At 65.3% G+C, this 25,154-nt stretch carries 30 protein-coding genes; 6 read left to right on the forward strand and 24 right to left on the reverse strand.

Annotated features, from left to right (window positions below; all coding sequences use genetic code 11):
* Positions 1 to 24 precede the first annotated feature (24 nt).
* Positions 25 to 540 carry a DinB family protein gene (locus tag B8V81_RS21860; RefSeq protein WP_101809166.1) on the reverse strand — a complete coding sequence of 172 codons (516 nt, stop codon included), beginning with the start codon at positions 538 to 540 and terminating at the stop codon, positions 25 to 27.
* A gap of 170 nt (positions 541 to 710) precedes the next feature.
* Here B8V81_RS21860 and B8V81_RS21865 point away from each other — a divergent pair, with 170 nt between their 5' ends.
* Positions 711 to 1,301 (forward strand): CGNR zinc finger domain-containing protein, encoded by a 591-nt coding sequence (locus tag B8V81_RS21865; protein ID WP_101809167.1) that lies wholly within the window; start codon positions 711 to 713, stop codon positions 1,299 to 1,301.
* 22 nt (positions 1,302 to 1,323) lie between these two features.
* Positions 1,324 to 1,794 (forward strand): GNAT family N-acetyltransferase, encoded by a 471-nt coding sequence (locus B8V81_RS21870; protein WP_180968506.1) that lies wholly within the window; start codon positions 1,324 to 1,326, stop codon positions 1,792 to 1,794.
* A 109-nt stretch (positions 1,795 to 1,903) separates the two neighbouring features.
* Here B8V81_RS21870 and B8V81_RS21875 read toward each other — a convergent pair whose 3' ends face one another.
* The 21 genes from B8V81_RS21875 to B8V81_RS21975 form a co-directional block, all read right to left on the reverse strand.
* A complete protein-coding gene (locus tag B8V81_RS21875; RefSeq protein ID WP_101809169.1) occupies positions 1,904 to 2,695 on the reverse strand; it encodes an SDR family oxidoreductase in 792 nt (263 codons plus the stop codon).
* Between the two features lie 81 nt (positions 2,696 to 2,776).
* Entirely contained in the window at positions 2,777 to 3,847 is a 1,071-nt protein-coding gene (locus B8V81_RS21880; protein ID WP_228551517.1) for a lactonase family protein, read from the reverse strand.
* A 22-nt stretch (positions 3,848 to 3,869) separates the two neighbouring features.
* Positions 3,870 to 5,759, reverse strand: coding sequence for an LTA synthase family protein (locus B8V81_RS21885; protein WP_101809171.1), 1,890 nt, complete (start codon positions 5,757 to 5,759; stop codon positions 3,870 to 3,872).
* Between the two features lie 114 nt (positions 5,760 to 5,873).
* Positions 5,874 to 6,263 carry a DUF350 domain-containing protein gene (locus B8V81_RS21890; RefSeq protein WP_101809481.1) on the reverse strand — a complete coding sequence of 130 codons (390 nt, stop codon included), beginning with the start codon at positions 6,261 to 6,263 and terminating at the stop codon, positions 5,874 to 5,876.
* Positions 6,257 to 6,949 (reverse strand): hypothetical protein, encoded by a 693-nt coding sequence (locus B8V81_RS21895; protein WP_101809172.1) that lies wholly within the window; start codon positions 6,947 to 6,949, stop codon positions 6,257 to 6,259. Before B8V81_RS21895 ends, B8V81_RS21890 begins: the two co-directional genes overlap by 7 nt.
* Positions 6,946 to 8,148, reverse strand: a complete 1,203-nt coding sequence (locus tag B8V81_RS21900; RefSeq protein ID WP_101809173.1) for a glutathionylspermidine synthase family protein — start codon at positions 8,146 to 8,148, stop codon at positions 6,946 to 6,948. Before B8V81_RS21900 ends, B8V81_RS21895 begins: the two co-directional genes overlap by 4 nt.
* Entirely contained in the window at positions 8,145 to 8,783 is a 639-nt protein-coding gene (locus B8V81_RS21905; protein WP_101809174.1) for a hypothetical protein, read from the reverse strand. Before B8V81_RS21905 ends, B8V81_RS21900 begins: the two co-directional genes overlap by 4 nt.
* 21 nt (positions 8,784 to 8,804) lie before the next feature.
* The gene (locus B8V81_RS21910; RefSeq protein ID WP_028597308.1) at positions 8,805 to 9,026 is read right to left on the reverse strand and encodes a hypothetical protein; all 222 of its coding nucleotides are present in this window, start codon (positions 9,024 to 9,026) and stop codon (positions 8,805 to 8,807) included.
* A 171-nt stretch (positions 9,027 to 9,197) separates the two neighbouring features.
* Complete coding sequence (locus B8V81_RS21915; protein WP_101809175.1) at positions 9,198 to 9,503, reverse strand: HNH endonuclease; 306 nt, start codon at positions 9,501 to 9,503, stop codon at positions 9,198 to 9,200.
* Positions 9,503 to 11,551, reverse strand: coding sequence for a peptidoglycan D,D-transpeptidase FtsI family protein (locus tag B8V81_RS21920; protein ID WP_240478917.1), 2,049 nt, complete (start codon positions 11,549 to 11,551; stop codon positions 9,503 to 9,505). The genes B8V81_RS21915 and B8V81_RS21920 overlap by 1 nt, the downstream gene beginning before the upstream one ends.
* Positions 11,548 to 12,015: an SACOL1771 family peroxiredoxin gene (locus tag B8V81_RS21925; protein WP_028597310.1), complete on the reverse strand. Its 468-nt coding sequence runs from the start codon at positions 12,013 to 12,015 to the stop codon at positions 11,548 to 11,550. Before B8V81_RS21925 ends, B8V81_RS21920 begins: the two co-directional genes overlap by 4 nt.
* An 85-nt stretch (positions 12,016 to 12,100) precedes the next feature.
* A complete protein-coding gene (locus tag B8V81_RS21930) occupies positions 12,101 to 12,490 on the reverse strand; it encodes a metal-sensitive transcriptional regulator (protein WP_101809176.1) in 390 nt (129 codons plus the stop codon).
* 160 nt (positions 12,491 to 12,650) lie between these two features.
* Positions 12,651 to 12,869 carry a cold-inducible protein YdjO-related protein gene (locus tag B8V81_RS21935; RefSeq protein WP_101809177.1) on the reverse strand — a complete coding sequence of 73 codons (219 nt, stop codon included), beginning with the start codon at positions 12,867 to 12,869 and terminating at the stop codon, positions 12,651 to 12,653.
* A gap of 76 nt (positions 12,870 to 12,945) precedes the next feature.
* Positions 12,946 to 13,725, reverse strand: a complete 780-nt coding sequence (locus B8V81_RS21940) for a GNAT family N-acetyltransferase (protein WP_101809178.1) — start codon at positions 13,723 to 13,725, stop codon at positions 12,946 to 12,948.
* A gap of 137 nt (positions 13,726 to 13,862) precedes the next feature.
* Positions 13,863 to 14,294 carry an organic hydroperoxide resistance protein gene (locus B8V81_RS21945; protein WP_101809179.1) on the reverse strand — a complete coding sequence of 144 codons (432 nt, stop codon included), beginning with the start codon at positions 14,292 to 14,294 and terminating at the stop codon, positions 13,863 to 13,865.
* A gap of 91 nt (positions 14,295 to 14,385) precedes the next feature.
* Entirely contained in the window at positions 14,386 to 14,775 is a 390-nt protein-coding gene (locus tag B8V81_RS21950) for a hypothetical protein (protein WP_028597314.1), read from the reverse strand.
* 140 nt (positions 14,776 to 14,915) lie between these two features.
* Positions 14,916 to 15,242: a hypothetical protein gene (locus B8V81_RS21955; protein ID WP_101809180.1), complete on the reverse strand. Its 327-nt coding sequence runs from the start codon at positions 15,240 to 15,242 to the stop codon at positions 14,916 to 14,918.
* Positions 15,243 to 15,322: 80 nt separating this feature from the next.
* Positions 15,323 to 16,303, reverse strand: a complete 981-nt coding sequence (locus B8V81_RS21960; RefSeq protein WP_180968507.1) for a serine hydrolase domain-containing protein — start codon at positions 16,301 to 16,303, stop codon at positions 15,323 to 15,325.
* A 176-nt stretch (positions 16,304 to 16,479) separates the two neighbouring features.
* The gene (locus B8V81_RS21965; protein ID WP_101809182.1) at positions 16,480 to 17,397 is read right to left on the reverse strand and encodes a hypothetical protein; all 918 of its coding nucleotides are present in this window, start codon (positions 17,395 to 17,397) and stop codon (positions 16,480 to 16,482) included.
* Between the two features lie 186 nt (positions 17,398 to 17,583).
* Positions 17,584 to 18,162 carry a TraR/DksA C4-type zinc finger protein gene (locus tag B8V81_RS21970; RefSeq protein ID WP_101809183.1) on the reverse strand — a complete coding sequence of 193 codons (579 nt, stop codon included), beginning with the start codon at positions 18,160 to 18,162 and terminating at the stop codon, positions 17,584 to 17,586.
* 161 nt (positions 18,163 to 18,323) lie between these two features.
* Positions 18,324 to 19,058 carry a metallophosphoesterase family protein gene (locus B8V81_RS21975; protein ID WP_228551521.1) on the reverse strand — a complete coding sequence of 245 codons (735 nt, stop codon included), beginning with the start codon at positions 19,056 to 19,058 and terminating at the stop codon, positions 18,324 to 18,326.
* 140 nt (positions 19,059 to 19,198) lie between these two features.
* Between B8V81_RS21975 and B8V81_RS21980 the strand changes: the two genes are divergently transcribed.
* Positions 19,199 to 19,645: a GNAT family N-acetyltransferase gene (locus B8V81_RS21980; RefSeq protein ID WP_339278533.1), complete on the forward strand. Its 447-nt coding sequence runs from the start codon at positions 19,199 to 19,201 to the stop codon at positions 19,643 to 19,645.
* Here the strand turns inward: B8V81_RS21980 and B8V81_RS21985 are convergent, their stop codons facing one another.
* Both B8V81_RS21985 and B8V81_RS21990 read right to left on the reverse strand, forming a co-directional pair.
* Entirely contained in the window at positions 19,646 to 19,918 is a 273-nt protein-coding gene (locus B8V81_RS21985; protein WP_101809185.1) for a hypothetical protein, read from the reverse strand. It abuts the gene before it with no gap.
* A 188-nt stretch (positions 19,919 to 20,106) separates the two neighbouring features.
* Complete coding sequence (locus B8V81_RS21990) at positions 20,107 to 20,559, reverse strand: hypothetical protein (RefSeq protein ID WP_028597319.1); 453 nt, start codon at positions 20,557 to 20,559, stop codon at positions 20,107 to 20,109.
* 359 nt (positions 20,560 to 20,918) lie between these two features.
* Between B8V81_RS21990 and helD the strand changes: the two genes are divergently transcribed.
* From helD to B8V81_RS25420, 3 genes are all read left to right on the forward strand, one after another.
* Positions 20,919 to 23,267: an RNA polymerase recycling motor HelD gene (gene helD, locus B8V81_RS21995; protein ID WP_101809186.1), complete on the forward strand. Its 2,349-nt coding sequence runs from the start codon at positions 20,919 to 20,921 to the stop codon at positions 23,265 to 23,267.
* Between the two features lie 62 nt (positions 23,268 to 23,329).
* The gene (locus tag B8V81_RS22000; RefSeq protein ID WP_101809187.1) at positions 23,330 to 24,769 is read left to right on the forward strand and encodes a hypothetical protein; all 1,440 of its coding nucleotides are present in this window, start codon (positions 23,330 to 23,332) and stop codon (positions 24,767 to 24,769) included.
* 157 nt (positions 24,770 to 24,926) lie between these two features.
* Complete coding sequence (locus B8V81_RS25420) at positions 24,927 to 25,103, forward strand: hypothetical protein (protein ID WP_153783699.1); 177 nt, start codon at positions 24,927 to 24,929, stop codon at positions 25,101 to 25,103.
* Positions 25,104 to 25,154 lie beyond the last annotated feature (51 nt).

A 25,154-nucleotide genomic window follows, 5' to 3' on the forward strand; every position in this document is an offset into this window, starting at 1 on the left:
TGCTCTTTTTTGCGTATCTTCTCCCTAACTGAACGAACGCGTCGGCGCCCATGAGCCCTGCAGCTTGCGCACGAGGATGATCTGTCCCGCATGGTAGGCATCGTGGACCGCCAGGCTGTTCACCCAGGTCCCTGCCTCCGAGCCCTTGCCGATCCGCTTCTCGTACAGGCTGTCATCCTCCCACTCGCGGACGATCGCCCCGATGGCCGCATGCGCCTGCCCCAGCCTGCGCCGCGTTTCCTCCCATGACGCCTCCTCCGCGCCAATCCCCGCCGCATGGAACGTGTCCGTGTTGGTCACGCCGTCCGCGGCCGTGTCGCTCTCTCCGCGCCAAGCCCGCAGGAAAGCCTTCTTATAGAAAATCAGGTGATGGACCGTCTCGCGGATCGTGTTGGCCGCGGCTCCTTGCGGACGCCAATCCGCCTGCTCCTCCGTCACGCCTTCGAGCGCCGTCTGCAGCGGCGGCGACCAGTCCTCCTTGCTGTAAGCAAACTCCCAGGCTTTTTCCAACAGATTCGTCTTTTCCCGGTTCGAGCTCATGGTTCTTGTCTCCCTTCCTTGGCGACGCTATAATGGCGAAGAAGACGGTAACGATGAAATGGAAGTTGACTCGTTACCTTTTGCTGCTCTTACTATACCCGGGATCGACCTATTTGTAACCTTCTTTTTCATTTTAGATCGTTACCACTGGCAGCAGGAAAGGAAGTCGCATGATCTGGGAAGATTTTTTGAACAGCCTATGGCATGACTGGAGAGGCAGCGGAGCCAGCGAGGACCGTCTCGAGCACGCTGCTTGGAGGCAACGATTCTGGGCTAAGCACGGTTCGGACGATGCGCAGGCGCCCGAGCCTTCCCCGGCCGAGCTGTCCGAGCTGCGGCGGCTGCGGGACGAGCTGCGCCGCCTGACCTTCGCGATCGTAGACGCCCGTCGGGAGTCGCTGCCGCTGGCAGCGTCCGCGCTGGAGCCGCTCCAGGCGGCGCTGCGCGCAGCTCCTTTCCACTTGGAGCTGGAGCTCGAAGCGAGCGAGCGGCCGCTCGGGGAGGTCGGCTTCCGCCTGGAGCGCCGCCCGCTCGCTTCGGACTGGCAGGCGGTCCGCTGCCGCGTGGCGGCGGCATACGCCGACATGCTCGCGGCCGGCGGAGCGGAGAGGCTGCGCGTATGCGACAATCCGGACTGCAAGTGGATCTATTACGACGAGACGAAAAACCGCTCGAAGCGCTACTGCGACGACAAAGCCTGCGGCAATCTGCTCAAGGTGCGCCGCTTTCGCGAGCGGGCGCGCCAGCAGCCGAAAAATTGACAATATGGGAGATCGAATGAACATGAATTTGTCCCTGCATGTGATCGACGTGACCGATCCGGCCGCCTCGCAGGAGCTGCGAGAGCTGCAGACCAAGGCGTATCGGGAGGAAGCCAAACGGATCGGCTTCGACGCCATCCCCGGCATCGACGAGAGCCATGAGGAGCTGCTCGAATGTCCGGCCGAATTTTACGGCTGCGCGCTCGACGGCCGATTGGCCGGCGCCATCGCCGTCGAGACCGAGCAGGACGGCAGCCGGACGATATCGCGCCTCGTCGTGCATCCGGACTTTTTCCGGCGCGGCATCGGCCGCTTCCTGCTGCAGGAGGCGCTCGCGCGGCACGCCGGAGCGACGATCCACGTCTCGACGGGCGAGGCCAACGTCCCGGCCGTCGCTCTTTATCTGTCCTCCGGCTTCCGGCCCGACGGACGCTTCGAGCCGGCCCCCGGCCTCTGGATCGCCCGTTTCCGCCGCGAGCCGGACGCCGGCTGAACGCTGCAGCGGCTGACGACGAATCCCCCCGCGAGTACCGCCTAGCCAAACAAGCCGCCCCGCCATTCCGTGGAATGGCGGGGCGGCTTGTTGTCGATGCGCGCAGCGGCTACAGCAGCGATTCCGCTCCGTCGATGTAGATGTCGGTGCCCGTCACATGCGAGGCCAGATCGGAGGCTAGGTAGGTGACGAGATCGGCGACTTGGGCCGCCTTGCCGGGCTTGCCCGCCAGCGGATGCGAGCCCTCCGGATATTCGACCGGTATCTTGGCCTGCTCGGCTTCCTCCGTCCGTTCCGTGTTGTCGTCGATGTTCGTCTCGATCGCGCCCGGACAGACGGCGTTGACGCGGATCCGATGCGGAGCCAGCTCCAGCGCGGCCATCTTCATGAGCGCGACTTGGCCGGCCTTGGACGCGCTGTACGCGGTCGCGCCCGTGTTGTTGAAGATCCGGTTGCCGTTGATCGAGCTCGTGATGATGATGCTGCCGCCGGCCTGCTTCTTGAGATGCGGAACGGCATATTTGAGCGTGAGAAAGGTGCCGCGCAGGTTGATGCCGAGCGTCTGGTCCCAGTCCTCGACCTCCATGTCCTCCAGCGTCGTCCAGACGCCGTTGATGCCGGCATTGGCGAAGACGATATCGAGCCGGCCGAAGCGCTCGACGATCTCGTTGATGCCCTGCTCGACCGCCTTGGCGTCGCTGACATCCGTCGCCGCGACCCAGGCTTCCCCGCCCTCGCGCTCGATTTCCGCCTTGACCTTCTCCGCCTCCTCCGGCGTCCGGTCGAGGAAGCCGACCTTCGCGCCGCGGCGCGCCATATCCAGCGCGGACGCCCGGCCGATGCCGGAGCCGCCGCCGGTGACGATGGCGACCTTTCCTTCGAGAAGCTTGTCTGCATGCATGGCAATCACCCTTTCGAAAAAGTATCCCCACCGGAACCAGCATGGCCCCGATGCTTATAAAGGATACTTAATCGCGCGGCGTCAAGCTTGAAACGGCTGAATGCAGACCGGCTGCGAAACGGCATGCTTCTTGCCGGTATAGGCCAGCTTGCCGCTCTCGGCATCGACGGAGAAGATCGAGATGCCGTCCGTATCCTTGTTGGCCGCCAGCAGCCACCGTCCGCCCGGGAGCAGCGCGAAATGGCGCGGATGCCGGCCCTCGACGGAAATATGCTGGATCGGCTCCAGCATGCGGCCGCCGTTGCGGGCGGCAAACACGACAAGGCTGTCATGGCCGCGGTTGGAGCCGTAGACGAACCGCCCGTCCGCGGAGACGGCGACTTCGGCGCAGGTATTGTCCCCTTGCCAGCCGTCCGGAAGCGTCGGCACATGGCCGAGCTCCGCGAGCTCGCCGGTCTCCGGCTCGTAGCCGAGCACGCTGACGGTCGAATCGACTTCGTTGATGACATAAGCGAAGCGGCCCTCCGGATGGAAGGCCAGATGGCGCGGACCGGCTCCGGGATGGATCCGGTTGTCCCGGACCGGAACCATCCGATCGTCCTCGAGCCGGTACGTGCGGATGAGATCAAGGCCGAGATCCTGCACGAACGCCCAGCGGCCGTCCGGGCTGAAGCGGGTCGAGTGCGGATGCGGGCGGTCCTGGCGCTCCGGGTCGACGCTGCTGCCCTCATGCTGCGGCTGATCGAGGCGGCGTCCGATCGTTCCGTCCTCCTCCAGCTCCATCAGGCCCGCCATGCCGCCGTGATAGCTGACGACGACCAGCCGCCGGCCGTCGGAGCTGCGCTCGATATGGCAGGTCGGCCCGTCGGTCGTCGGCGCTTCGCCGATGCGCTCAAGCGTCCCCTCTCCCGCGTCGAACCGGTAGGAGACGGCGGTGCCGCTCTTGCCTCCCGCCTCGTTCACGCCCTCGGATATGGCGTACAGCTTGCCGCCTTCCGGGTCGACGTTCAGGAACGTCGGATTGCGGAGGCCGTCCGCCTCCGCGAGCGGCTCCAGCGCCAGCTCCTCCTCGTTCCAGCGATACAGATAGACGCCAGGCCCTTCCGGCTTGGCGTACGAGCCGACGAACAGATACGTCTTTTTTTCGTTCATGAGCTTCATCTCTCCTTATCGGTCATCGTTTCGGCAGCAGCTTCACGTATTGGTCGGACAGCGCCATCAGCTTGAGCATGTACTCGTAGTCGTCCCGGTACGCGGAGAAGTCCGCCACCGGCTGCAGCGTATCGAGCCGGATCGCTTCTCCGTCCTCGAAGCCTTTGCCCGGCACGAACAGGATGTCGTCATTCAGGAACGAGCCCGTCGGCAAATAGTACCTCATGCCGATCACGTTCCGCTCCGTATTGAGCAGATCGCGGCCGAACGGCAGCACGCCTCCATCCTCCGGACGGATGCCGAGCAGATTGGCGATCGTCGGCAGCAGGTCCATCTGGCCGCCGGTGCGTTCGATCGTCCGCGGCTGCTGGCCCGGATAGCGGATGACGAGCGGAATGTTGAGGCGGCTGACCCGCTTGTCGTAGTCGATGCCAAGCTGCTTGCGAATCAGCTCCGGGTCCGCGTCCTGCGGCTGCAGGCCGAAATGATCCCCGTACAGCACGAGCGCCGTCCGGTCCCACAGCCCCTTCTCCTTCAGCCCGTCGATCAGGCGGCCGACCGCCCAGTCCGTATAATGCACCGACTGCAGGTAGTCGCCGACGACCGTCCCCCGCAGCCCGTCCGGCAGCGTCAGCGTCTGCTTGTCCTCCGGAATGCGGAACGGAGAATGGTTGGACGTCGTGATCAGATGCGCGTAGAACTTGCCGCCTTGCGCCGCCGTCTTCGCCAGCTCGTCGACCGCCGTCCGGTACAGCTCCTCGTCGGAAGCGCCGAAGCTGTTGAAATGATCGTTATGGAAATAGGGCTTGTCGTAATACTTGTCGAAGCCGAGCGCCGGATACAGCTTATTGCGGTCCCAAAAGCCGACGTTGTTGATGTGGAACGTATACGCGCGGTAGCCCCGCTCCTGCAGCAGCCTCGGCAGGCTCGGCAGCTTCCGGTTGCCGTAGCCCGTGCTCATCGCGATCGTGCCGGTCGGATAGATCGACGTATTGGCGATGAATTCGGCGTCGGACGTATTGCCCTGGCCGATCTGCTGGAAGAAATGCGGAGCGTACCACCCCTCGTCCGCCAGCCGGTTCAGCACCGGCGTCACTTCCTGCTCCCCGAGCTTCAGCCGGATCGGAAAGTTCTGCAGCGCCTCCAGCTGGACGACGATCAGGTTCATGTCCCGCATCGCGCCGAAGGCTTGCGGCGTTGCCCCGCCGTTGCCGCCGGCGCCTCCATACGGGTAGGAGGCCTGCAGCGCCTTGGCCGCTTCAATCGTCTCGGCGATGTTGCCGGAGGCGATCTCCTTCTCCTCCTCGTAGGACTTGAGAGCGCTCACGATCTGATAGTTGAACAGCCCGACGCTCTCCGCCTGGGCCAGCTCGCTCTTGGTCGCCTCCGCCTCGCGGACGAACCACAGCGAGCCTGCCGCCCCGGCCAGGCACAGCGCCGCCGCCAGCGGCTTGAACAGGCTGCGCCTGCCTCGCGGCGCGCTGCCTCTCCTGCGGCGCAGCGCCCATACGGCCGCGATGACGGCCAGATCGGCGAAGTAGACATAGTCCAGCGGCCGGATCGTGCCCTCTACGCTCTCCCGCACGCCCAGCACCTGGCCCAGATTGCCGAGCGCCGTGTACGTCGCGACCGTGCCGAAGTTTTTGAAATAAAGCGTCACCGCGAACAGCAGCCCGGAGAAGACCAGATTGAATGCCCAATAGGCCGGACCTTTGCCCCGTCTCGGCGTCGCCAGCTCGAGCAGGCCGAGCAGCGCCAGCAGCGACAGCGCGTCCGCCGCGAGCGCGAGCGGCTCGATGCCGCCGAACAGCTCCATGCGCATCCATTGCAGCTTCAGCAGCAGCAGCAGGTACAGCCCGCCGAACAGGCTCCTGCCTTCCTGCCTTTGCCCGAAGGACAAGGGACGTTTCATCGTGAATTCCTTCTTTCTCTAGCGGCTTTGCAAAATCTTAACCAGTATAGCACAACGCGCAAGAAGCCCGCATTCGCGAGGAATGCGGGCCGGGCCCTTGACGGAAGGAGCGCGTCAGATGATGAGGCTGCTGACCGCGAAGCCGGTTCCGATATAAACGGCGGCGAGCAGGATGCCGACCGCCACGTTGCCTTTCTGGAGCTCCTCCGACACCTTGAAGCTCGGCGTCGCCAGCTCGAAGACGAGATAGGCGAGCACGAGGCAGACGTAGCCGACCGCGAACCAGAGCATCAAGTACCAGATCGAATGGTTCGTGTAGGAAGCGACGCCGAGCAGGATTGCCGTGCCGAGGAACTTGCCGCCCATCGCGAGTCCGGCGGCGACGTTCCCCCGCTTCAGCTCCTCGAGGTCCTTGTAGGGCGTGATCCAGCTGAAGATGAGCATTCCGACGAGCTGAAGAGCGATGATGACGACGATGCTGACGAGCAGATTGACGACTATGATGCGGCCCACCCCCTGAATTTGCTGTATGCGAGATCATACTCGCTGAAGTCGTGGATTTCTTCCAGAATGACGTCCGCCTGCTTGGCGGACTTCAGCGACGCGTAGCGGTCCTCGTCGATCGGCTGCTTGACGACCTGGCCGGAAGGCAGCTCGAGCACCGCGAACTGCCGGCTCTTGCCGTCCAGCTCGGTCTTGTATACGCCGACCAGATCGACCTTCGTCTTGAGCCGCAGCTTGAGCCGCTCCAGATCTGCGTCCGCTTCGGCCTTCGCGCGGTAGGACTTGATCGGCGTCCATGCCGACAGGCTGACGGACGCCTTGCCTTCGCTGTTCTCCTTGAGGTTGGCCGTCATGTACTGCAGCGTGAAGATCTTGTCTCCGGTCGCGTACTGGCTGTCGTTGGCCATCAGCTGATTGTCCGGCAGGATCGTCATGTCTCCGCCGATCAGATCGCCGACCTCGGCTTCCGCCACCCGGTAGTCCCAAGGGACGACCGACGTGTCGGCGGCGGCGCTTTGGCCGGCTGCAGACGCCCCGGAGGAGCTGCCTCCGCTCGTGTCGAAGACGCTGCTCGAGCCGGTCGAGCAGCCCGCCAGCGCCAGCGCGAGCAGCGCCGCGCCGAGCACGCCGGCGATGCGGCCGCGCGCGCGCCGGACGGCTCCCGCCCGGTTATGGGGAACGTTCATTTCGCTTTCACTCCTATCGGTACAAAATGGCTCGTATTGCCGGTGATCAGGCCGCCGGCGCGTCCAAGCAGGCCGCACGGCTCGCCTCCGAGCATGAACAGCCCCGTCAGCACGCGGTAGCTGGAGCCGCCAAGCTCAAGCTCCGGCAGATCGGCGCGGCGCTGGTACACAGTCGGGAAAAAGACGCTCGTATCGAAGCCGTCCTTGTCCTCGAGCTCCAGCCCGCCGCCTTCGCCGTACAGCTTGACCGAGCCGCCCTCGCGGCCGAACATCGACTTCGAGACGTAGCTGCCGTCGAACAGCGGCTTCGTGTACGTCGGCAGCAAATAGCTCTCGATCGCCTCGCGTTCCGGATCGGTGTACAGCATGCCGAGCTCATACAGTCCCCAGACGAGCGCCTGCAGTCCTTTGGATTGCAGCAGGATCGCATGAGGGGCATTGAACAGCGTCAGCCGGCCGGTCTCGATCGCATAAGCGAGCGCTTCTCCTCCGTCGTCGAGCGCCATCCACTCCTTCGGGTAAAGGGCGAACAGGCGCCGGATCGGCGCTCCGTCCCCGTCCAGCACGACGCCGTCGTCGACCGACAGGTCGAGCAGATCGAGCTTGCGCAGCTCGAGCCCGCTATGCCGGGCGAGCAGATCGACCGTGCCGGTATCCTCCGCATGGGAGCCGTAGGCGGCGCAGGCGACGGCGTCCGGGCGCTCCGCGCCCCAGGCCGCCGCCAGCCGCTCCGCCATCGCCTCGTTGGGCGAGCGCAGGCCGGCCTGCCGGCAGAGCCATGGAGTAGCGGCTGCCGCTTCGGCGTATCCGGTCGGCGTATCCGCGTTGAGCTCCAGCAGCTTGATGCCGCCGTCCAGGCTCACGGCGAAGTCGAAGCGCGCGTACCGGCTGATCTGTCCTGGCGGAGGCAGCTCCAGGCCGTCCAGCATGTTCCAGAGGATCGGCGGAATGCCGGTCAGCGCGTACAGCTCGCGGCGTCCGTGCATATAGCGGACCGTGCGGTCGAAAATCGCCCACAGCGACGAGGCCGCCCGTTCCAGCCGCTCGTAGACGTCCGCATCCATGGCGACGACTTCATCGAGCCAATATTCCTCCTCTTCGAGATCGGCCCAGCCGAAGCCGAGCTCCGCCAAGCGCGCCGTGGCTTCGGCTCGGTCGAGCCGCTCGCGGCGGACCGCTTCCAGCGCAGGCGCCGTCATCCGGAAAATCCGCTTGACTTGCTTGAGCTGGAGGAATACCCGCTTGAGTTGCCGCCGATGCTCCCTTTCGACGAGGAGGTCGAGCGGCGCGTAATCGTGCCGCTGCCCGACGAAGTCTTCGGGCGGACGGACGAGCCGACCGTCGGCTTGTTCTGGAATCGCGTGCTGTCATACGTCGGCCGCTTGTACAGCTGGCCGGTCGAAGGATGATACGCCGGACGCGAAGCGCCCCAGCCGCTCGAGGAGTAGCCGCCTCCGCGGTTGAAGATCAGATGGTACAGCAGCATGTCGTCCCAGCCGAAGCCGCCTCCGGTATGGATGACCGTCGTGCCGCCTCCGCCGCCGGACGAGCCGCCTGCGCCGCTGCCTGCCTCGCCCGAAGCGTCTTCTTCCTCCGGCTGCAGCTCCGGCAGGTTCCAATCCTGCGCGGGATCGTAATAGGCCTTCACTTCGTCGCTCGACCACTCGACGAGCTTCGGCGAGCCGCCGCCCGCAGCCGGACTGGCCGTCGGAGCCGCGGCCGAGACGGCCGTGCCCGCGCTTCCGGCGAGCAGGACGAGGCCGAGCGTCGTCGCCATCACCTTCGGCTGCCTCGGCGCGGACGAGGGGTCGTTGCGTTTTGTAGATTCGCTCATGGATGTCTCCTTTCTCCGGCTCTAGCGGGAGCCGCTCGGGATCGAGATCAGCAGCAGCTCCATCACGCCTTCATCGACGTTGAGCCTGCCTTCGACCGTCTCGAACTCTTCTCCGCCGACGGTCAAATAGTTGATATGATGCAGCGCGGCGAGCATTTCGGCCGACCAGCTGCGCTCGTCGATCTTGCGAAGACTGCCGCCGGGCAGCTTCTGGTACAGCACGACCTTCATCGACCCTTCCAATTTCCCATCACCTTTTCCATTTCATATGCATTCCAGCCAAGCCACCACGTATATACGCAGGTTAAAGCAAAAAGGTTTACTTTTAAAGAAAAAAATTGCCGCAAGCAAAAAAGGCTCTGCCCGTCGGACGGGCAGAGCCGTGAGCGCCAGGGAGGTCCCGGCGCGTCCGTCTCAGCGGCGCCGGACCCGCGCGGACTTGCGCAGCGCCGGCAGCGCGCCGGGCGGCTGCTTGCGGATGTAGCGGACATAAGCGGAGATCGCCGGATCGGCCCGCAGCGCCGCGACGCTCGTGAGGCCGAGCTGCACGAGGTCGCGATTCGTATACAGGGCGTGGATCTGGCGATGGCAGGCCGGGCAGAGCCGCGCCTTGTCCAGCAGCGCTCCGCCCTGCTCGCGCGGCGTCAGATGATGCTCGGTCAATGCCGGCACGACGCGGCCGCACAGCTCGCAGCGCAGCTCGGAGCGGCGCTGCTCCATCAGTCCTTGCTGCCCTTGGGCGTGCCGTACAGTCCGACCGCCTCGTCATACGCGTCGAAGATCTTGCGCGCGACCGGAGCGGCTCCGTAGCCGCCGTAGCCGCCCTCGGGGATGACGATGGCGATCGCCAGCTTCGGCTTGTCGGCCGGCGCGAAGGCGATGAACACGGAGTTCTCGACTTGCTTGCCACGCGCGACCTGCTGCTGCGACGTGCCCGTCTTCCGCAGGAACGAGTAGGAGACGCCCTCGAAGCCCTGGACGGAAACCTTGCTCATGCCGGAGTAGATCGTGTTCCAGTAGGCGTCCGGGAAGCTGACCTTGTTCAACACCTCCGGCTGCACCTTCTCGATGACCTCGCCCTTCGGATCGAGGATCTCGCTGACGAACAGCGGCTTCATCCGCTTGCCCTTGTTGGCCAGCATCGAGGCGTACTGCGCGAGCTGCAGCGTCGTGTACTTGCCCATCTGGCCGAACGAGGCGCGGACGAGCGCGGACTGGTTGCTCGCCGTCTCCGCCTCGTGGAAGTAGTCCTCGACGCCGGGCTGCTCGTACGGCAGGCCGCTGCCGGTCAGCACGCCGAGACCGAACTGCTTCATATAGTCGTCCCATACCTCGACCGCCTTGCGGCCTCCGTAGTTGTTGAGCAGCCGCTCGCCGACCATGGCGGACATGAAGGCGTTGGAAGATTTAGCGATGGCTTCACTAGCGTTGATGTATCCATTCGGCTTGCTGCTGGCGTTGTTGATCGTCACTTCATTCCCTTTGCTGCCGAAAACATAACGACCGACATCATGGTAGCTCTCGCGTGCCGTGAACAGCTTCTCGTTGAGCCCGATCAGGATCGACAGCGGCTTTTGCGTGGAGCCGAGATACACGAGCGACGGCGTATGCTTCGCCTGCTCCTTGGGATCCTGGTAGTTCGGGAAAACGGTGCGGATCGTGCCGTTCGTAATGAAGTTTTCGACCGGCTTGAGCTTTTCCGTCGTAGCCGATCCGCCTTTCCAGATGTTCGTATCGTAGTCGGGCATGCTCGCCATCGCCACGACCTTGCCGGTGTCGACCTCCATCGCCACGGCGAAGCCCATGCGCGCGTCGTTGCCGGCGTTGAGCGGCTTGCTCGTCGCATGCTTCAGCACGTCGAGCTGGTCGGTGATCGCCTGCTGCGCCGTCAGCTGCACCTTGCGGTTGATGCTGAGGACGAGGTCGTTGCCGCGCTGCGGCGGCTGCACGACGGGAACTCCCGTCACCTTGTTCGTGCGGTCGACGGGATACGTCTTGAGCCCGTTGATGCCGCGCAGCTGCTCCTGGTACATGTACTCGAGGCCGTCGAAGCCGACCGTCTCCTCCTGCAAGTACTTGTTGGCGGGATCGTTCTTCTCCTTGATCTCCTTGTACTTCGTCAGGTCGCCGGCCGACTTGTATTTCTTGAGGTAGCCGACCAGCTGGGCGGCGACGCGGTCCTCGCTGTAGTTGCGGACGCTCTCCTCGACGATGTCGACGCCGACGAACTGCTCCTTGTTCTCCGTGATGTAGGCGATCTCGCGGTTGGACAGGTCGGAGCGGATGCGCCGCGGCACGGAGATCGTGTTCGTACGGAAGTCCAGATCCATGTTCTTCTGGATCTCCTCCGGCGTCATCTGCGCGTCGGGGTCGTCGTTGTACTTCTTGAACACCTCGGACAGCTTGACGCTCATGTCGATCGCGATCTGCTTGTTCCTCTCCGCCTGCAGCGTGTAGGTGAGCGTCTGCGTCGACGTCGAGTAGGCGATCGGCTTTTTGTCGGAGTCGAGGATGTTGCCGCGGAACGGCGGAATCGAGACGTCGCGCGTGCCTTGATCCTCGCGCAGCAGCTTCAGCTCCGGCCCGTCGATGAACTGCAGCACCGCCAGCCGCACGATGAGGATGCCGAACATGACGAACGCCGCGAAAAAGAACAGGTTGAGGCGGAACATGAACTGCCGCCGCACCACATAATCCTTCTCCTCGTCGCGGCCGATGATTTCCGGCGGCTTGCCGTTGCCCTTCGGATGCGTGCCCGGCTTTTTCACGCGCCGCCACCTCCGTCCGCAAGCAGCCGCACCTCAGGCCGCGCCTCCACGCGCACGTTGCCGGCGAGCGCGCGCGTGATCATGCACGACAGCTCCGCCTTGAGGGCGATGCGGCGGGCGCGATCCGCCGCCGCCTCGTCCGCTCCCGCCTCCAGCTCGATGAGCGGCCGATGCTCGATCGAGCGGTACGTCGGCTGGCCGGCGTCATCGGTATCGACGAGTGCCGTCGAGCGCAGCGACAGCCGCGCCGCTGGGATGCCGGACCGCTCGAGCATCGCCGCCAGCGAGATGACGTAGCAGGACGCCGCCGCGCCGAGCAGCAGCTCGTCGGGATTCGTGCCGACGCCTGGCCCGTCCATGCCGGCCGGGATGGAGACCGCCGTCTGCAGCGCGCCGCTCGCGATCGTGCCCGATCCGCCTCGGCCGCCGGCCCATGCCGCCTCCAGCTCAAACTTGTGTTCCATTTCCGTGCTCCTTTTATTGGATATGCCTTCCTGATGCTGTAGACGAGCGAAGGCCGGAAAAAGTTCGCTCCGGCCAGCCGGACGTTCAGCGGATCAGCTTGTTCATCGTCACCATCAGCTCGTCGATGACCGCGCTGTCGCCCTCCTGCAGCCGCTCCGCGACGCAGGACTTCATGTGATGCTCCAGCAGCAGCTTGCCGACGCCGTTCAGCGCCGATTGGATCGAGCTGAGCTGATTGAGCACGTCGTCGCAGTACGTATCCTTCTCGATCATGCCCTTGATGCCGCGCACTTGTCCCTCGATGCGGTTCAGCCGGCTGACGAGGCTGGTTTTCGTCTTTTCGGAATGATGGCTCTTGCGATGGTCCGGGCAGCCGCAGCCGGCTCCATGCTCCGGCTGGTCCGGATGCTCCGGATGCCGCTCTGGCGCCTGCTCGGGCGCCTGCTCCTGCGTGCTCTTCGGTCGGGTGTCCACTCCAGCGCCCTCCTTGTCGAAACGGATTATGGTCTGCCTTCTATTGTAGCATACCGCCAGGCCGAAGGCATGCCGCCGCAAGCAGCAAAAACCGCTCCGGCCTGCGGCGGCGGAGCGGCGGTAGCGGCCTAGGCGAGTCCCGGACGGGACCCGCGATCGGTCAGAGGCCGTATTCGTTTTTCGGCTTCGGCTGGCGCTTGATCTTGTTCACGACGGCGGGCAGATGCCGGATGCTGCGCAGCATCGGTCCTTTGCACATCGGGCAGAGCTGGGAGTCGGCGGCGAACTCGTCGCGCACCCACGCCTTGCAGTCGGCGTTGCGGCATTTCCAGATCTTCGTCGGGATAAGCTCGGGCTTCGTTTCTTCGGTTGTACTCAAGGGGAAGCAGTCCTTTCTGATGTCGGTTCAGTCCTGTCCGCGAAAAAGACAGCCTGACTACTATATCACCCTCGATTCAGCCAAGTAAAGACTTGACAGGCTCGCCTTGCTGCACTCGGTACCAATAGGGGTACGCCTCGCGGAAGCCGAGTCCGGCGTACAGCCTTTCGGCGGCTTTGTTGCCGCTGACGACCTGCAGGTACGCCTGCTCGGCGCCTTGCTCCCGGCCCCAATGCAGCAGATGGCGGAGCAGCCTCCGGCCGTAGCCTCTGCCCCGGCACTCCGGCGCCGTCATAATGTCGTAGAAGCCGAGCAGCCGGCCGTCGAGGACGGCCAGTCCGAGCGATACGGGACGTCCCTCGGCATGCAGCAGCGCGAACTGGCAAGGCAGCGTCGACGCCTCGAACATCATTTCCGTCAGCCGCAGCGCCTCCTCCCCGCAGCCTCCCCACTCCTGCATGAGCCGCAGCCAGGCGGCCGTCGGATGGCCGGAGACGAGCGCGTCCGCGCCGGCCGACTCCGGCTCCAGCTCGCCGATGTCCGCCGTCATGACGATCGACGGATCGGCGATGCGGTAGCCGCGCCGCGCCAGCTCCGCGTCGAGCTCCGCTGGCTCGGCGAACGGCGTGATCTTGAATATCGCCGGCTGGCCGGTCTGCCGGTAGATGGCCTCGCAGCGGCGGATCTTCGCGTCCAGCAGCTCCTGGCCGCCTGCGAGATGGGCAAGCGGCTGGACGGAGTTCGAACGCTTCGTATAGCCTCGGTTCGATTTGACGAGCCAGCCTCCGCAGCTGCTCGTCTGCAGCGCCGGCCAGCTGTTCAGCGCCGCTTCCTCGATTTCGTAATATGCTCTCACTTCGTTTTCCTCCCGGTCGCCTTGGCTTCAATAAGCATAAATATACTATTTAATTTATTTTTATTCAATACAAGGCCAAAAAGAACCCTCCGCCCGAAGGCGGAAGGCTCTTGACCGTTCGATGGGCAGGCTGCGGCTCAAAGGGACGGCGCGGCTTGCAGCACTTCCAGCTCCACGTCGATGTTGCCGCGCGTCGCCTTGGAGTAAGGGCAGAACCGATGCGCCTGCTCCGCCAGCTCGCGGACTCGGGCGGGATCGGCATCCGGCACGTAGATCTGCAGCTTGGCGCCGAGCTTGAAGCTCGGCTCGTCCTTGAAGATCGACACCTGAGCCGTCACGATCGCTTCCTTGGCGTCGATGCCTCCCTGGCGGGCAGCGAGCTGCAGCGCGCCCTCGAAGCAAGCCGCATAACCGGCGGCGAACAGCTGCTCCGGATTCGTCGCCTCTCCGCCGGGACCGCCGAGACCTTTCGGAATCGCGAGCGGCAGCTCCAGCACGCCGTCGGTCGAGCTCACCTTGCCTCCGCGGCCGCCTTTTGCGCGTACTTCCGTCGTGTACAATGCTTCCATTTGAATCTCCTCGCTTTCGGGTTGCTGTCGTCTGTCTCTCTTACCCGAATGCGGGCAAGTCCAACCGCGACCGTCCGGAGGAATCCCGCCGCTACAGCCGGCTCATCCCGCTGTGGACGCCGATCAGCTGCAGCATGCGCGGCGGTATCGGCAGGATGAACTGCATCGCTCCCATCTGGAAGCGGCCGCTGCGGTTATGCATGACGGCCGCGCTGACATGGATGCGGTACGCCGACGCGCCCGCTCCGCTGACCGCGTATTCGGCGGTGCCGCCGCGGCTGTGTCCCGCTTTCATCTCCTTGGTCTGGCGAAGCTCGAACGGCATGAGGCTGACCATATCGTCCAGCTTGAGATAATAATTGACATGCGGCTTGTGGTAGACAAGCTCGCGGGTCGACACGGTAAGCCCGAAATCCGGCTTTTTGACGGACAAGAGCAGATGGCCCTCGAGGTCGCGCACCGGCAAGAAATCGGCATTCATGAAAGCCAGGCCTCCTTTCGGTTCCATCCAGCATAGCACAGAAGCGTTCGGCCGCTCCATCCCGCCCTGCGAAATGCAAAAGCCCCGCTGTCCGGAGCCGGCACGGCGGCTTCGAGACAACGGGGCTTCGGATAAACGAGTCAGTGAGGCGCCGAGCCGCCAAGCGAGGCGCGGACCTCCGCCTCGATCGAGCTTGCGCGCTCCTTGAGCTTGCGCAGCTGACGGAGCTGGGCGTCCGCCTGCACCTGGATTTGATTTTCGGTCATGCTCAGCTCCTGCACGAGCTCCTGCATCGTATTGACGAGGCCGCGCACCTTTTCGGAGCTGCTGTCCGCTCCGGCCCGCTGCAGCGCCATCCGGCCCTCGATCATTTCCTGCTCGCGGCGCTGCCGCTGCTGCTCCTGGAACTGCTCGTACGTCAAGTTCAAGCTCGTATCGCCTTGCGGCTGCTGTTCGTTCGGGTTCATGGGGTTCCAGCCTCCTGCCCTTGGTCTTTCCTGCCCTGCCGGACAGGCTTGCCGTTAGCAATTCCCCATTCCGCCGCCCTCTATCCCTGCCGCAGCGCGGGCAGCAGCTGCGTCTCGAACAGACGGCGCGAGCGGATCGCCTCGTTGCGGCCTTCCAGGCTCTTGCGGACGACCGCGACGGCCTCGAGCTGCGGCACGACAAACAGGTATTGCCCGCCATAGCCGAACGCGAAGAAATAATCCGGTCCCGGCTGCTTGTCCTGCGGCGACACCCACCAGTGATACCCGTAGCAGCCGTACACCTGCGGCTCGTAATGAAGCAAGGCTTTGTGGCGCGGCTTCGCCGATGCCTCCACCCATTCCGCCGGCACGACCTGCGTCCTCTCCCAGCGGCCGCCCTGCACGTACAGCCTGCCGAGCTTCGCAAGGTCCCGCATCGAGATCGACAGCCCGGCGCCGCCTTCCTGCCCGCCGGCGAGGCGGCTCCAGCGGACCGGCCCGATGCCGAGCGGTCCGAACAGATGCTTCCTCGCGAACTTGGCCGCGCTCATGCCGCTCGCCCGCTCCAGCGCGATCGCGAGCAGCTGCGAGCCGCCCGTATTGTAGGCGAAGACGGCTCCCGGCTCATGCGCGAGCGGCCGGCCGAGCACGAAGGCGGCGGGAGCGTCCGAGCGCTTCAGCTCCCGATAGGGCTTGTCGAAATCCGGCCAGTCGAGGCCGCTCGTCATCGTGAGCAGCTGCGCGATCGTAATGCCGCGCTTGCGCGGATCGTCCCGGAGCGCATCGGCCAGTCGCGGATCCGATTCGTCCAAATAAGCGCAGATCGGATCGTCTGCGCCGCCGATCAGCCCTTGTCCGATCGCGATGCCGATCAGCGCGGACAGCACGCTTTTCGTGCACGACAGCACGGCGGACGGACGATCGTCGCCCGTCGCGCTCCAGTGCAGCCGCTCGCGCCCGGCCTGCTCCACATGCACGCCCTGGATGCTCCATTTCTCCAGCATCCCCAGCGCGTCTTTCCCGAGCCGCAGCTCCTCCTTCGTCCCTGCCGTCGTCTGCATGCCGCATTCCCTCCCGAAGTTGGCGGATCGTCCGGATAGCATGCCGCTCCGCTGGCGGCCTTATCCTTGCTCCACCTTACCCCGAAACGAAGCGCTTGTCCCGCGGAAAAATCGGCGCGGCCCCTAGCGGACGCGACGGCAAGCGAAGGAGCGGCGCCGTGCGCGGCGGCCTGACGTCAAGCTCCCGCAGCGGCCGCCAGCGCCGCCTCGGAGCGCAGCCGCTGCAGCAGCAGCGCGCTCAGCTCCTCGGGGTCCTGCCAGCGGAGCGGCGCCGCGCCGGCCCATGCCGGAGGCGCAGCGGCCCCTTGGCGGGACGTCCAGAGCAGCGGGATGCCCGCACCAAGCGCGTAGCCGCCGGCGAGGCTGGCCGATGCCGCGTCGCCGGACAGCTCGGCGAGGACAAGATCGGCCCGCCCCAGCAGCTCGAGCGGCCGCTCGGCCTCGGCATCGCCTTCGCGGCCGAGCATCCGCGGCGTATAGCCGCATTGCTGCAGCAGCGGCAGCACATGGCCCGTCCATTCGGCGTCGGCCTCGGGATCGCCGCTGCCGGCGACGACGCAAATTTTCTGCATGCCGCCGTCGGCCGCCAGCCCGGCCTGCTCCCAGCCTTTGGCCGTCAGCGAGAAGACCGAGCCGGTCCGCTCGAGCAGCTCTTCGTCGCGCAGCTTCTCGATGACATACACCATCTCCTGCAGGTTTTGCGAATACGTAAGGTTGTAGCTGCGCGCGAGCCGGTGCACGATGACGGGCTCGCCCGGCCCGGCGCACTGGCGGCGCAGATAGGCAAGCAGCTTGGCGCTCTTGGCCTCCACCGTCAGCGGCACATGAGGCGAGGCCGGCAGCGCCTCCACTTCCTCGGCCGTGACGACGATGTCCCGGCCGAGGCCGGTCATCTCGCGAATGTAAGCGGAAGCCAGCGGGAACAGCTCGCGCTGGCGCGGATAGGAAAGCGCTCCGAGCGCCTCGTAGTGCTCCGCCGCGATGCCGTAGTCCGCCGCCGGCGCGCAGTCGCAGCCGATGAAGCGCTCCAGCGTCCCGGCGCCGGCCTTCACGGGCACGGGCGAGTCGCAGAAGAGGCAGCGTTTGGTGATCATGATGTCATTCCTCCTGTCCAGTCGTCGTCCCAGTGTAGCGGAAACGAGCCGGGAGCAGCGTTAAGCTTCTCTCATCCGGCTCTAAGGATTCTCATCGAATAGCCGCCGTCCCGCGCGGCGAAGGCGATTCGACCCGATGCAAAAAGGAGGCAGAACCGGAGCTTCCGGTTCTGCCTCCCTCGCCGTTCAGCGCAGCTTCTCCATTTCGTTCGCCGCCTCGGCCTCGGCCTGCGGATCGACCGTCCGGGAGGCGTTGCCGTAATCCTCGACCGCCTGCCACGCTCCCGCGTCGTCGAACCGGCCGGCATGGGACTGCCGGCCTTCGCCGGCGCCCTTCGGAGGCAGCGTCATAACCTGCTCCTCGACCGGCCGCTCCGGCGCCGGGTCGCGATCCGGCACGTTCTGCACCGTATGCCGAGTCGACGGAATCGCTTCAAGCCGCTCGAACGGGATCGGCTCTCCGGACTCGGCGTCGAGGCCGTACGTGCCGTCCTCCATCTGGCTGAGCGCGCGGTTCACCTGAGCGAGCTTCTTGCCCAGCTTCTCGTCCAGCGCCATGTCGCGCTCGCGCTCGAACGTCGTCGTCGCCGCATCGGCGGGATGGTTGTCGTAGCTCGACAGCTCTCCGTCGGCTTCCTGCATCGTCGCCGGCCCGCCGTCCTCCGTATGGGCCGCGTTCAGCTCAAAATGCGCTTCCAGCTCGGCTTTCTCCTCCAAGAGAGCGGCTTTCAGCTGTTCGATCTGCGATGGCTTCAAATGGTTCATATCGGCTTCCTCCTCTGCGTTCATGCGGGATTGAATACCTATACCCTCGGAAGCGAGCCGATGAAGCAGCCTGGCCGCCGGTTCGAAGCCGAGAGCGGGCTGGGCAGCCACGAAAAAAGCCCCGTCCTGGCCGCGAGGCGGCAAAGACGGGGCGGATCGCATCAAGGCTTCGCCGGCACGCTGGCTTCCTCCCAGCTTCCGCTCGGATCGATCAGCAGCGCGTTCAGCTGATGCCCGTAGGCGCAGCCGCCGTCGATGCCGATCTTGTCGCCGGCGTTCCAGACGCCGGAGCCGTCCTGCAGCTTGCGCGTCTGCGTGTGGCCGAACACGACCGTCTTGCCGGCGGCCACCGGATGGCGCAGAAACGGCTCGCGGATCGTGTAGAACATCGGCGCGGGCTGCTTTTTCCACCGCTTGCCCCAGACGGGATCGAGGCCCGCATGCGCGTAAATGAACCGCTCGTCCTCGGCGAACAGCTCCATGCCCTGCAGCAGCCGCACATGCTCGGGATGGCGGCGCCGGATGAGGCGCAGCGCTTCCTCCAGCTCGCCCTGCGGCCAGCTCCGATCCTCCGGCCAGCCCCCGTAGCTCGACAGAGCCGCCTTGCCTCCATGCTCGAGGAAGCTCCGCGCCAGTCCCGGGTGGCCGGTCTTCATCAGCTCCAGAAACCGATGGTCGTGGTTGCCCTTGAGCAGCACGACGCTCGCCCCGCCCTCGGCCTTCAGCCGGATCAGGGCGTCCAGCGCCCCCTTGCTGTCGGGTCCGCGCCCGACATAATCGCCGAGGAGCAGCAGCCGATCGGCCGCAGGGACGTAGCCGACCTTGTCGAGCAGCCGGCGAAGCGCATCCGGACAGCCGTGGATATCGCTGATCGCGATCGTCCTTTTCATGCCCATCGCCCTCTCTCCTTTTTCGCTCTCGATCTCTCGATAGAGCCGTTTCCATTGCGAACGCCTGCGATCATTGCTAGAATACGAGTCGATGCCAGTCCACCAGCTTCTTACACCAGCGTCTTATCAGAAAGGAAGGATCGATCTTGCTGCAAGCCATCGTAGTGAACACGCCGGATCAGCTGGCCCAGTGCCTCGCCATCCGCAAGGAAGTATTCGTCGTCGAGCAAGGCGTCTCTCCCGAAGAAGAGTGGGACCTCTACGACGCCTCGCCGGACAGCTGCCTGCATCTGCTGCTCCTCGACGAGCAAGGAGCCGCGGTCGGCACCGGAAGGGTCAAGCCGTTCGACGACGGCATGGCCAAGCTGCAGCGCATCGCCGTGCTCGCCGGCCGGCGCGGCCGCGGCACGGGAGCCGCGCTCGTGCGGGCGATGGAGGATGCCGCTCGCGAGCGAGGTTATGCCGGAGCGGTGCTCGACGCGCAGTGCCAGGCGGAGGGCTTTTACGCCAAGCTCGGCTACGAGCCGGTCTCGCCGGACATTTTCCTCGATGCGGGCATTCCCCATGTGCGCATGTCTCGCCGCTGGAGCTGATCAGCCCTCGGCGGCATAGGTGGAGCGGGCGGCCTCGATGAGCGCTTCATACAGCTCGTCGTCCTCCTCCAGCTCCTCCTCCACTTGCTCGATCTCTTCCTCGGGACCGGCCTCGTTCAGGAAGAACAGGCCGTACGCCCAGTCCTTGCCCTTCTTGCTCTGCAGAGCGATCTCATACGGCTTTTTGTGGCCCGGCACCTCGAACTGCACCTTGCCGACGAATCCGTCTTCGTCCGTGCGGGTCATTTCCGCGTAAATCAGCTTCCATTCCATGCCTATTTTCCTCCCAAGCTCGAATAGACCTATCATACTCGATTCCGGGCAAAGGAAAAAGCTTCGCCAATGGCGAAGCCCGCTTAGGGGGGCCTTTTCGCCAACGGCGAAGCCCGCTCAAGGGGGCCTTTTCGCCAACGGCGAAGCGTTATCCGCTGCCTGGACGAGCAGGCAGCGACTGAATCGCGTCAGCGCGATCCCGGCAAGGGCGCGATCCGGCTGGCCAGCCAAGGATAGAGGCGCGCTCCCGTGCTGGAAGCCGCGAGCACGTATTCGACGCTGGAGCTGCGGCTCGTCAGCCGGACCCAGTCCCCCCAGGTCGGCAGCGGCTGATCCCGCAGCGGCGGCAGCGGCGACACGTACAGCTCCGAGTAGCGGAAGCGGAACGTCAGCGAGCGATTGAGCCCGTAGAACTGGAACACCGCCACGCTCGAGAACGTCGGGCGCAGCGCCTCGAACTCAAGCTCCTTTTCGCTCAACGTCAGCTGGCCGAACGCCTCGAACGGAATCGGCACCTTGCGCAGCAGCAGCCGCATGCGCGGAAACAGCGGATCGCGCTGCCGCTCGGACAGCGTGCATTCGCGGATGTAACGGTCGAGCATGCCCGGTCCGGCGACCCAGACGGCGTTGAATCGGATCATCGCGCTCCCTCCATCCCGCGCCGGCGCAGCCGCAGCTAAAGAAGAGGCGCGCAAGATGATCCATCCTATCGGGCCGACACCGGAATTATTCCTGCGGAGCCGCCGTTTCCGAGGAAGGAAATCCGCGGCGGACAGGGAACAAGCTTTGTTAGGAGGCCAGCCAAAAAAATCCTGACCGCAGAGCGGGCAGGATTGAAACGGGATCGCTTCCCGTAGTATAGTAATTAAGTCACGCAAAAACATCCACATAAAAATGGACATTAGATTTCTATCTTATATTACATCGAAACCACCCTCCCTGTCAAGCTTGCTTTTCAGAACGGAGGCGTGCCGATTCCAAGGAAAGGATGTGTCTCTCGATGGATGCAGAGCAATGGAACAAGGAACAGGCTCGGGTCGACGACGTCCGCAGCCAGCTGAAGGCGCGGATCGCAAGGGACGAGCCGCTCGTCTCGGAGCTGAAGTCGCAAGTCGTCGGCATCCGCTCGGAGTTCTGGGACGATGTCACCGTCAACCTCGCCGAGAGCGACGACCGGATCGAGACGGCGGTCAGCATGAAGCAGCAAGCGGAGGTGCTGTCCGAGCGGGAGCGCAGCCATCGCGCGCTGCGCAGCGGGCTGCAAAAGATGCGCCGTCTGCTCCCCGCGCCGTATTTCGGCCGCATCGACCTCGTCGAGGACGGGACGGACGGAACGCCGGAGCCGGTCTACGTCGGCGTCGCTTCCTTCCTTGCGGATGACGGAGAGACGTTCCTCGTCTATGACTGGAGGACGCCGATCGCGAGCCTCTACTACGATTACGGACCCGGCGCGGTCCGTTACGAGACGCCGGGCGGAGAGATCACCGGGGAGATGACGCTCAAGCGCCAGTTCTCCATCCGCGAGGGCCGCATCCGCTCGATGTTCGACACGGGCATGACGATCGGCGACGAGCTGCTGCAGGACGTGCTGAGCCGCACGTCCAGCTCGCAGATGCAGGCGATCGTCGGCACGATCCAGCAGGATCAGAACGCGATCATCCGCAACGACCGCGAGCGGCTTCTGATCGTGCAGGGAGCGGCAGGCAGCGGCAAGACGTCGGCGGCGCTGCAGCGCGTCGCCTACCTGCTCTACAAGCATCGCTCCCGCATCTCCGCCGAGCAGATGGTGCTCTTTTCCCCCAACCCGATGTTCAGCAGCTACATCTCGTCCGTCCTGCCGGAGCTCGGCGAGGAGAACATCAAGCAGACGACGTTCCAGGACTACCTCGAGCTGCGCCTCGGCAAGCGCTGGCGGCTGGAGGACGCCGCCGAGCAGCTCGAAGCGGTGCTGGCCGGGCCGGAGGCGGACGAGGAGATCCGGCTGCGCGCCGCGGCCATCCGCAGCAAGAGCTCCGTGCGCTTCCTGGAGCGGATCGAAGCGTTCGCGAGCGGCCTGCTCCGCTCCGGCATGCGCTTCAAGGGCTTCCGCCTGCGCGGACGGGTCGTCATCGCCCGCGGCCAGCTGGAGGAGCGCTTCTATGGCATGGACGCCTCGATCCGCCTGCCCAACCGGATCGAGCTGCTCAAGGAATGGCTGCTCGAGGAGCTGGAGCGGCTGGAGACGGAGGAGCGCGACGCCGACTGGGTGCGGGAAGAGATCGAGTATCTCGACAACGAGCAGTATCGAAAGATCCACAAGTCGCTGAGCCGCCAGCGGCGGGCCGGAGCGGACGAGGACGAGAGCGTGCTCGAGGAGCGGCTGCTGCGGGCCGAGGTCGCTCGCCGGACGTTCCGTCCGCTGCGCCGCCTCGCGGAAAGCCTCGCCTGGGTCGATGCCGCCGGCCTGTATAAGGATCTGTTCCGCGGCGAGCATGCCGCAGACGCGGAGGAGGAGCGCTGGAGCGAGATCGGCTCCCGCACGCTCTCGGCGCTGGAGGAAGGCCGCCTGCTGCACGAGGACGCCGCCCCGCTCCTGTATTTGACGGAGCTGGTGCAGGGCTTCCGCATGAACACGGCGATCCGCTACGTCATCGTCGACGAGGCGCAGGATTTTTCGGCGTTCCAGTTCCACTTCCTCAAGCGGCTGTTCCCGATGGCGAAAATTACGGCGCTCGGCGACTTCAACCAGGCGATCTTCGCCCACTCCACGGAGCTGGCGGCAAGCGCGTGGCTGCAGCGGCTGTACGGACCCGAGCAGACGAAGACGATCGTGCTGCGCCGCAGCTACCGCTCGACCCGGCCGATCGTCGAGTTCACCCGCTCGCTGCTGCCGGACGGCAGCGGCATCGAGCCGTTCGACCGGCCGGGCGAGCTGCCCGTGCTCGTCCGCGCCGGCGGCCCCGAGGAGCGCGACCGGCTGCTCGCCGCCGATCTGCTGGAGCTGGAGGCTTCCGCGGCGACGGCGGCGGTCATCTGCCGGACCGAAGCGGAATCGCGGGCCGCTTGGGAACGCTTGCGGCGGATGCCCGGCCTCGAGAAGCTGAAGCTCGTGACGAAGGATACGGTCAAGTTCGAGACCGGCCTGCTCGTCATCCCCGCCTATCTCGCCAAAGGCGTCGAGTTCGACGCCGTGCTGCTCTACGACGCCAGCGCGGACGCCTACGGCGAGGAGCGCCTGCGCAAGCTGTTCTACACCGCCTGCACGCGCGCCATGCATGTGCTGCGCATGTATGCTCCGGGCGAGCCGTCGCCGTTTTTCGCCGACGCCGCTCCCGGCTCTTATCGCGAGGCGAATCCCGCCCGTTCCTGAGCGAACGTCACGTCCCGGTCCGGCATAGGATGCTGTAGCCTATCCGCGAAAGGACCGATCCTATGGACGTCACCGCCGGTTCCATCCACTGGCTTTACCTCGCTTTTGTCGGCGCCATCATCGTCCTGCTCAGCCTCCGCCGCGATACGACGATCGCCTGCCTGCTCGGCATCGGCGCGATCGGCTGGCTCGCCTCCGGCTCGGCGAGCGGCGCCGTCGGCGGCCTGTTCAACAGCTTGATCTACGCGATCAAGGAGCTGTCGGGCACGATCCTCATCATCTCGATCATCGTGGCGATGAGCCGGCTGCTCGTCGCCACCGGCATCAACGAGATCATGGTCTCCCCGTTCGCGCGCCTGCTGCGGTCGCCGGCGATGGCCTATTGGGGCATCGGCCTGATCATGATGACGGTCAGCTTCTTTTTCTGGCCGTCTCCGGCCGTCGCCCTGATCGGCGCCGTGCTGCTGCCGGTGGCGATCCGCGTCGGCCTGCCGGCGCTCGGCGCGGCGATGGCGATGAACCTGTTCGGCCACGGCATCGCCCTCTCCGGCGATTATGTGATCCAGGGCGCCCCCAAGCTGACCGCAGACGCGGCCGGCATCGGCGTCGCCCAAGTGATGGAGGCGAGCGTGCCGCTCGTCATCGTCATGGGCCTCACGACGACGGTCGCCGCCTTTTGGTTCATGCGGCGCGACATGAAGACCGGCGCCTGGCGCGACGGCCTCGTGCAGCCGTCGTCCGGCACGCTGTTCGGAGCGGCCGAGGACGGCGCGAGCGGCCGCTCCGGCGGCGACGGCGACAGGGCGATGCCGCTCCCGCTCGGCGCGAAGCGCGCGGCCGCGGTCGCGATCCCGCTGCTGTTCGCGCTCGACGTCTATCTCCTGTTCCGGCTCAATCTGCAAGGCGGAGACGCTACCGCGCTCATCGGCGGGACTGCCGCCCTCATCGTCGCCGTCCTGTCGCTGCTCGCCCACCGCGGACGCGGCCTCGAGAAGTCCACGACCTATCTGGTGGACGGCTTCACGTTCGGCTTCAAAGTGTTCGGCCCCGTCATCCCGATCGCCGCCTTCTTCTACCTCGGCGACTCGGCGCTGCCGGCCTTGTTCGGCGAGTCCGCCCTTCCGGCCGGCTCCCACGGCATCGTCAACGATCTGGGCGCGCTGCTGGCCCATACGGTACCCGTCAGCGGCGCCTTCGCGGCGGGCACGCTCACTGCCGTCGGAGCCATCACCGGACTCGACGGCTCCGGGTTCTCCGGCATCTCGCTCGCCGGCTCGGTCGCCAGCCTGTTCGGCACGGCGCTCGGCCACGGCACCGACGTGCTGACGGCGCTCGGCCAGATCGCGGCCATCTGGGTCGGCGGAGGCACGCTCATCCCGTGGGCGCTCATTCCGGCGGCGGCGATCTGCGGCGTCAGCCCGTTCGAGCTGGCCCGGCGCAACCTGAAGCCGGTCGCGATCGGACTCGTCGTGACGACGGTCGTAGCCGTATTTCTGCTTTGAGCCGATGCAAAAGCCCCATACGAAAGCCAAAAAGACGAAGCGGCCGCCCGGCTGCTTCGTCTTTTTGGCGAGCGGAATCGGTTCACCGCTAAAGTTTCTCCGGCGGCCAAACGGGTAAGAAGGAATCAGAACGAACACGACAAGGGAGGACCCGACGATGAACAAAAAAGTGCTCGGAACGGTGATCGGCGCAGGCGTGACGTATCTCATGCGCAACAAAAGCGCGCGGGACAAGCTGATCTCGACGGTTCGGAACTTCGCCTCGAGCCGCCAAGGCTCCGTGCAGCGCCCGGCCGCGCAGCCGGCTGACCGCAGCGGATCTTCCAAGATCTGAAGCACCGGCGATGGACGTCAAAAAGCATCCGTTCCTTCGGGAACGGATGCT

The sequence above is a fragment of the Paenibacillus pasadenensis genome, assembly GCF_002864175.1.
In the GTDB taxonomy this organism is placed as follows: Bacteria; Bacillota; Bacilli; order Paenibacillales; family Paenibacillaceae; genus Paenibacillus_O; species Paenibacillus_O pasadenensis.